The organism is Bartonella jaculi, assembly GCF_039543045.1.
GTDB classification, from domain to species: Bacteria; Pseudomonadota; Alphaproteobacteria; order Rhizobiales; family Rhizobiaceae; genus Bartonella; species Bartonella jaculi.
This window is the reverse complement of record NZ_BAABIZ010000006.1, coordinates 102,082-108,882: the sequence shown is the minus strand read 5'-3', so window position 1 is coordinate 108,882 and position 6,801 is coordinate 102,082. Positions and strand designations below refer to the sequence as shown.

General features: G+C 39.9%; 9 protein-coding genes, 2 tRNA genes and 2 pseudogenes. 12 read left to right on the top strand and 1 reads right to left on the bottom strand.

Annotated features, from left to right (window positions below):
* The 6 genes and pseudogenes from ABD915_RS04325 to ABD915_RS04300 all read left to right on the top strand — a co-directional run.
* Nucleotides 1-284: pseudogene (locus ABD915_RS04325) on the top strand (hypothetical protein); the annotation flags it as partial.
* A gap of 15 nt (nt 285-299) precedes the next feature.
* Nucleotides 300-629 carry a hypothetical protein gene (locus tag ABD915_RS04320; RefSeq protein WP_345115648.1) on the top strand — a complete coding sequence of 110 codons (330 nt, stop codon included), beginning with the start codon at nt 300-302 and terminating at the stop codon, nt 627-629.
* Between the two features lie 73 nt (nt 630-702).
* Nucleotides 703-1,353 carry a lysozyme gene (locus ABD915_RS04315; protein WP_345115633.1) on the top strand — a complete coding sequence of 217 codons (651 nt, stop codon included), beginning with the start codon at nt 703-705 and terminating at the stop codon, nt 1,351-1,353.
* Nucleotides 1,350-1,578, top strand: a pseudogene (locus ABD915_RS04310) (hypothetical protein). The gene ABD915_RS04315 and the pseudogene ABD915_RS04310 overlap by 4 nt, the downstream one beginning before the upstream one ends.
* 116 nt (nt 1,579-1,694) lie before the next feature.
* Nucleotides 1,695-1,925 carry a hypothetical protein gene (locus tag ABD915_RS04305; RefSeq protein WP_345115628.1) on the top strand — a complete coding sequence of 77 codons (231 nt, stop codon included), beginning with the start codon at nt 1,695-1,697 and terminating at the stop codon, nt 1,923-1,925.
* A gap of 9 nt (nt 1,926-1,934) precedes the next feature.
* Nucleotides 1,935-2,399 carry a hypothetical protein gene (locus tag ABD915_RS04300; RefSeq protein WP_345115626.1) on the top strand — a complete coding sequence of 155 codons (465 nt, stop codon included), beginning with the start codon at nt 1,935-1,937 and terminating at the stop codon, nt 2,397-2,399.
* Nucleotides 2,400-2,500: 101 nt separating this feature from the next.
* Here the strand turns inward: ABD915_RS04300 and ABD915_RS04295 are convergent.
* Nucleotides 2,501-2,576 (bottom strand) — tRNA-Val (locus ABD915_RS04295).
* A gap of 176 nt (nt 2,577-2,752) precedes the next feature.
* Between ABD915_RS04295 and ABD915_RS04290 the strand changes: the two genes are divergently transcribed.
* The 6 genes from ABD915_RS04290 (at nt 2,753) to nuoE (ending at nt 6,673) form a co-directional block, all read left to right on the top strand.
* Nucleotides 2,753-2,829, top strand: a tRNA-Asp gene (locus ABD915_RS04290).
* 306 nt (nt 2,830-3,135) lie between these two features.
* Nucleotides 3,136-3,501: an NADH-quinone oxidoreductase subunit A gene (locus tag ABD915_RS04285; RefSeq protein WP_345115624.1), complete on the top strand. Its 366-nt coding sequence runs from the start codon at nt 3,136-3,138 to the stop codon at nt 3,499-3,501.
* A complete protein-coding gene (locus ABD915_RS04280) occupies nt 3,492-4,073 on the top strand; it encodes a NuoB/complex I 20 kDa subunit family protein (RefSeq protein WP_345115622.1) in 582 nt (193 codons plus the stop codon). The genes ABD915_RS04285 and ABD915_RS04280 overlap by 10 nt, the downstream gene beginning before the upstream one ends.
* 16 nt (nt 4,074-4,089) lie before the next feature.
* Complete coding sequence (locus ABD915_RS04275) at nt 4,090-4,698, top strand: NADH-quinone oxidoreductase subunit C (RefSeq protein ID WP_345115619.1); 609 nt, start codon at nt 4,090-4,092, stop codon at nt 4,696-4,698.
* Nucleotides 4,699-4,817: 119 nt separating this feature from the next.
* Nucleotides 4,818-6,008 (top strand): NADH-quinone oxidoreductase subunit D, encoded by a 1,191-nt coding sequence (locus ABD915_RS04270; RefSeq protein ID WP_345115616.1) that lies wholly within the window; start codon nt 4,818-4,820, stop codon nt 6,006-6,008.
* Nucleotides 6,008-6,673, top strand: coding sequence for an NADH-quinone oxidoreductase subunit NuoE (gene nuoE, locus ABD915_RS04265; RefSeq protein ID WP_345115614.1), 666 nt, complete (start codon nt 6,008-6,010; stop codon nt 6,671-6,673). The genes ABD915_RS04270 and nuoE overlap by 1 nt, the downstream gene beginning before the upstream one ends.
* The last annotated feature ends 128 nt before the right edge of the window (nt 6,674-6,801 follow it).

Here is a 6,801-nt window from a genome sequence, read left to right as displayed (position 1 = left end):
ATAGACGGATGGTCTCGCATATAGGTTGTGAAGATGGTTGTGGTTATCTTTTACAATTTTTGTCAGGAAGTTTTGCCATGCAAATACAGTCTAGTTCAACCTTGTGGTCAAGTTTTACGACAGAGACGAATGCGACAGAGATAAATGTTTTGGTAGGTGGAGGAAATTGGCAGGACGGTACGAAGAGCAGCGGTCCTTTTTTTCGTAATGGTTCGTATTCTCGTACTTCTTCTGATGAAAAACTAGGAGCCCGTGGGTGTAGTCGTCCACGGCGTTTTGGATAATGGATGACGGCAGAGATGATAGAGTATCCAGAGCATTTAAATACGAAGCAAGATTATCTGAACATGCTTGCATATGACAGGGTTGAGACGTTGAGACGGCTCGAGCAGCTTTTAGAGACGCGTTTTTATTGGGTGCCGATAAAAGAGCTTGGAGAGAGAGAAGAGGGGATTGAAGATGAAAGGCATAAGGTTTTTGTGACACAAGAAATGCCGGTTGATTTAGAGGGAGAGTTTATAGAAAAGCGTTATCAATATGAATTGCAAGAGAGTGAATATGCCCCGCTATTTAGGCTTGGTTTTAGTGTTGAAGAAGTCGAGGGATTGATCCAAGAAAATAGGGAATAAGCCGTTATAGACCGAAAAGAAAATCATATTTGTCCAGCCTCACTTTTGTGGGGCTTTTTTTATGGAGAAGCCAATGAGAAGAATATCGCAAGAAGGATTAGCACTGATTAAGCAATGGGAAGGCTTGCGTTTAGAAGCCTATAAAGACACGGCATGCATTTGGACCATTGGTTACGGTCACACAAGCGCTGCGGGCAACCCGCTTGTCAAAAAAGGGATGCGGATTACACAACGGCAAGCCGAAGAAATTCTTTGTGAGGATTTAAAGCAATTTGAGAAAGCGGTGAAGGTTTCGTTAACAGATGAACAATTCGCGGCATTAGTGTCCTTTTGTTATAACGTAGGAACGAGAGCCTTTTGCAACTCAACGCTTTTGAAAAAGCTCAATAAGGGGGATTATGAAGCTGTTCCAGCAGAATTACAGAAGTGGAATAAGGTAGGGGGCAAACCTCTTCAAGGGTTAGCCAACCGTAGAGCAGCCGAAGCAGGCTTATGGGCGAAAGGGTCTTATGTTTCTTCAAATTATCAAAGAGTTGAAACGAAAGAGGCAACGGGGGTCCTTAAAATAGAAGCGCTAGCCCCGATTATAGGCTCTTGTTCAGGTCTTGGAGGATTTTTGGCAGGCAACGGTCCCGTGCAATGGGCGTTAGCGGCTATAATGGTTTTAGCGGCATGTGTAGGCATAGTGTTTGTAGCCAAACGGTTTCGTGAGCAGCGTTTATGATTTTTTGGGCTTAAGAAATATTCTCTCATGTTTACAGCGGCTTTAGCCGTTTTTTTAATGTCGTTAGTGAATGCGTTTCATCTTGGCAAGAGAAGCGAACGGCATAAGCAAACAGAGAATGCTTTAAAGACAGCAAAAACACGTCTTGAGGTAGAAAATGAAGTTAATCGGAAAAGTGATGTTGATGTGCGCACTGAACTTTCTCGTTGGGTGCGCGGCAAATAGGTCTGTTTCTTGTGATGGCTGGTTGCCCCTCTATTTGGATAAGCAAGATGTTGCGGTCATCAGTTCCAACCTGGCAAGAGATATTTTGAAACATAACAAACAGGGAGCACGCTTATGTGGTTGGCAACATGACCAAACAAGAAAGTAACAAGGATAAAGATCTCAGCGAAAAAGAACAGCAGCTGCTTCATGAGATGATTAACACCTATCAAGGTTTGAAGATGATGTCACGTTTCATGAAGTGGAGCGCCTTCTTTATCTTTATGTTCATTATCGATTTTGTCCGTATTATGGACGCGCTAGACAATATCTTCTCACATCTCAAAAAGTGGATAACAAAGAGTTAAGGAAGATCTATGTTTGATATCCCTGATAAAATTAGATTTTTAAAAACTCATCATAATAGTGATACAAGCTTAGAACAGGATAGCCCCTTAACATCAGAAACGAATCTTCAATGGCAAAAAATTTTAAATGATATCCTGATAGGCAGTTATCATTATTGTAGAAAAAATAAAGCCAAAAGTCTTGATATTAGTTTTCAGAAGGATGTTATTGATTTTTCAGATGATGATACGGTTGCACAGCGTATTTCTTCGATCAATTACTATTTGTCTGCTTGCCTACTTAAGGATGATTTTGATGATTGTTACATCACGAAATGCTATAGTTCTGGTAGTTTTGATGATTTTTATTTCTCTGTAAAAGCAGATAATTCTAGTTTTCCACTTCATTTAGGAAAAAAGAAATATCGTAAGATTTTTTATTCTAAAGTTCTCATAAAAACACCTCGAAAAGAAGTCTTGATTCGCAATAATTGAGAGGCATGTTAAAAAATCCTATTCCCAAACTTTTATTTGGGTATCCCGAACCGTAAAAAAGAATAGTAAAATCAATATATTATTTGTGATATAAAAGCATATGGTGGGCGATGAGAGACTCGAACTCCCGACATCCTCGGTGTAAACGAGGCGCTCTACCAGCTGAGCTAATCGCCCAATGCAATGATCAGCAACTGAGTGGGACCTCTTTAAGGAAAAATTTCTCCAAACGCAAGAATAAAGATGTTGTTTGATAATTTTTTTAAAAAAATGCATAAGCCTTCTTGACATAAACGCATGAACCCCTTACACGACCGCTTGTACCAATTAATCAATTGGTTCATAAGAAGTGCGTGGGTGTAGCTCAGTTGGTTAGAGTGCTGGCCTGTCACGCCGGAGGTCGCGGGTTCGAGCCCCGTCACCCGCGCCATTTCATAATTTCTTCGCGGAGTTTCCGTTTTTTACCGTAAACATCCTTACTTATAAGGCATTGCATATTAAGATTCTGAGTTTAAAATGATTCCTAGAATGTAGCTTTTTTAGGTGGTTTGTAAGAATAGGACTTGCGTCTTTCCTTGCTCTGCGGTACCTATGCCTATGAGAAATATTGCACGACATGCCCTTGAAGCAGTACGAGCGGAATTAACAGAGCGATCCTTACAATTTGTCTGTTTGATCTAGACAATATTAGGTGATTGCGTTAATTCAGGAATCCCAATTAAGGTGGAAGAGAATTATGACTCATTTACTGGGCTCTTATTTACCGGTCTTGATCTTTATTGTTGTTTCGGCAATTATTGCGGGGGTTCTTTTGATTATGCCTTACATCGTGGCTTATCGTTCCCCCGATCCTGAAAAATTATCGGCTTATGAATGTGGGTTTAATTCATTTAGTGACGCACGCATGAAGTTTGATATTCGTTTTTATTTAGTTTCGATTTTGTTTATTATTTTTGATCTTGAAGTTGCCTTTCTTTTCCCTTGGGCAGTGTCATTTGGCTCGATAGGTATGTTCGGTTTTTGGTCTATGATTGTGTTCTTAGCACTTTTGACTATCGGGTTTATATATGAATGGAAAAAGGGGGCTCTTGAATGGGATTAATATCTAATAACTCAACGGTTATTGCTCCAAAGCCAAAAGGGATTATAGATCCAAATACGGGTGAATTTATAGGTTCTGACGATAAATTTTTCCGTGATATTGATGCTGAATTATCGGATAAGGGTTTTTTAGTTACTTCAGCGGATGCTTTGATTACTTGGGCGCGCACCGGTTCTTTAATGTGGATGAGTTTTGGTTTGGCTTGTTGTGCTATCGAAATGATGCAATGTTCAATGCCTCATTATGATAATGAGCGTTTTGGATACGCGCCACGTGCTTCACCCCGTCAGTCCGATGTGATGGTAGTAGCTGGTACTTTAACAAATAAAATGGCACCTGCTTTAAGGAAGGTTTATGATCAGATGCCGGAACCCCGTTATGTGATTTCTATGGGATCATGTGCAAACGGTGGTGGATATTACCATTATTCTTATTCAGTTGTTCGTGGATGTGACCGTATTGTGCCTGTGGATATTTATGTTCCGGGCTGTCCCCCTACGGCAGAAGCATTGCTATATGGTATATTATTGTTGCAAAAGAAAATTCGTCGTACCGGCTCAATAGAGCGATAGGGAGCTTTTGTTGTTTATGAGTGAAACATTGAGAGAACTTGCTACCTATTTGAAAAATAAATTAGGAGATAAGCTTGAAGAAACTGTTTTTGCATTTGGTGAATTGACCATTATATCGCGTCTTGATGCAATTACGGATGTTTTAACGTTTGTTCGCGATGATTCTCGCTGTCAGTTCATTAACATTACCGACATTAGTGGCGTTGATTATCCTTCTCGTGATAAACGTTTTGATGTCTCTTATCAATTATTATCTCCTCGTCATAATTTACGGTTGCGTGTTAAAGTGCGTACTGATGAAAATACTCCTGTTGCTTCTGCTTGTTCGATTTATCCTGGGGCAGAATGGTATGAGCGTGAGACATACGATATGTATGGGATTTTATTTTCAGGTCATCCAGATTTAAGACGGATCTTAACTGATTATGGATTTGAGGGGTATCCTCTACGCAAAGATTTTCCCGTAACGGGTTTTGTCGAATGCCGTTACGATAATGAAGCAAAGAGGGTGATTTACGAACCTGTTGTTTTGCGACAAGAAATGCGTAATTTTGATTTTCTTTCTCCTTGGGAGGGGGCTCAATATGTTTTGCCATGTGATGAGAAAGCAGATGGTGAAAAATGATATTGAGGCTGACAAGGTATGGTATTAGTAATGAAATTCTTAAATAATTAAGTATTTAAAAATTTTAAGAGTTTTTGTTAAAGTTTGATATAAAGTTTTTTAAAGGCAAGGGGTTAGTTGTGGCTGAGGTCAATGTTCGAAACTTTAATATCAATTTTGGTCCGCAACATCCTGCCGCGCATGGGGTTTTGCGCATGGTTCTGGAATTGGACGGTGAAGTTGTGGAGCGTGTAGATCCACATATTGGACTGTTGCATCGCGGTACCGAAAAATTAATGGAAACAAAAACTTATCTTCAAGCGGGTCCTTATCTAGATCGTTTGGATTATGTTGCTCCTATGAATCAGGAGCACGCTTTTGTACTTGCCATTGAAAAATTATTGGGTGTTGAGGTTCCCAAACGAGGGCAGTTAATACGTGTTTTGTTTTCAGAAATTGGGCGTATTCTGAATCATTTACTTAATGTGACAACGCAAGCTATGGATGTTGGTGCTTTGACACCGCCGCTTTGGGGATTTGAGCAACGTGAAAGATTGATGATTTTTTATGAGCGTGCGTGTGGTGCACGTCTTCATGCAAATTATTTTCGCCCTGGTGGTGTGCATCAAGATTTACCAGAATCTTTAATTGAAGATATTGGTAATTTTATTGATCCTTTTCTTGTTGCTCTTGGTAAACTGGATGCGCTTGTGACGCCAAATCGGATTTTTAAGCAGCGTAATGTCGATATTGGCGTGGTAAGTATTGATGAAGCTTGGGCGCGGGGTTTTTCTGGGGTAATGATTCGTGGAGCTGGTGTGCCGTGGGATCTGCGTAAAAGTCAACCTTATGAATGTTACGATGAAATGGAATTTGATATTCCTGTAGGCAAAAACAGCGATTGTTATGATCGCTATCTCATTCGTATGGAAGAGATGCGTCAATCAGCAAAAATTATGCGCCAATGTGTAGATCGTTTGCTTAGCACTGAAAGAAATGAACCCGTCACAAGTTTAGATCGCAAGATTGTGCCACCAAAGCGGTGCGAAATGAAAAGTTCGATGGAAGCGCTTATTCACCATTTTAAACTTTATACGGAAGGTTTTCATACTCCCCCTGGAGAAGTATATGTTGCTGTGGAAGCTCCCAAGGGTGAGTTTGGCGTTTATCTTGTTTCTGATGGTACCAATAAGCCTTATCGTGTTAAATTGCGTGCTCCTGGTTTTGCTCATCTTCAAGCCATGGACTTTTTAACCCGAGGTCATATGTTGGCAGATGCTACAGCTATTTTAGGTTCGATTGATATTGTTTTTGGGGAGGTTGATCGCTAATGTCCGTGCGCCGTCTTGCAGATGATGTCTACCAGCCTAAAGAGTTTTCTTTTACCAAGGAAAATCAGATATGGGTAAAAAATACCATAGAAAAATATCCTGTAGGGCGTGAGCAGTCTGCTGTAATTCCATTGTTAATGCGTGCTCAAGAGCAAGATGGTTGGGTGACACGTGCGGCGATTGAGCATATCGCTCAGATTCTTTCTATGGCTTATATTCGTGTTCTAGAGGTTGCGACTTTTTATACTCAGTTTCAGCTCCAGCCTGTTGGAACAAGGGCGCATATTCAAGTTTGTGGTACAACTCCTTGTATGCTACGTGGTTCTGGTGAATTGATTAAAGTTTGTCAGAAAAAAATTCACCATGAACCTTTTGTTACCAATCAGGATGGAACCTTATCATGGGAAGAGGTAGAGTGTCTTGGTGCTTGTGTGAATGCTCCAATGGTTATGATTTTTAAAGATACTTATGAAGATCTTACAGCTGAGCGTCTTGAAGAAATTATTGATGCATTTGAAGCAGGTAAAGGTTCTGAGATAGCGGTTGGTCCGCAAAGTAGTCGTAAATCATCGGAACCGATTAGTGGTTTAACTTCTCTTATTGATGAAGAAAAAAAGAAGCCACTTAAACCTTCAAAGAAAAAGGATAAGGAAAAGAGAACATAATAGGTATTTTTTTGAAAAAATATTTTATTATTCTACCCATGATGACTAGATTTAACGACAAGTAAAAAGTCTTGAAAAGATATTTAAAAATTGCATTTGAGGAAAAGCTAAGAATGCTATGGAAAAGA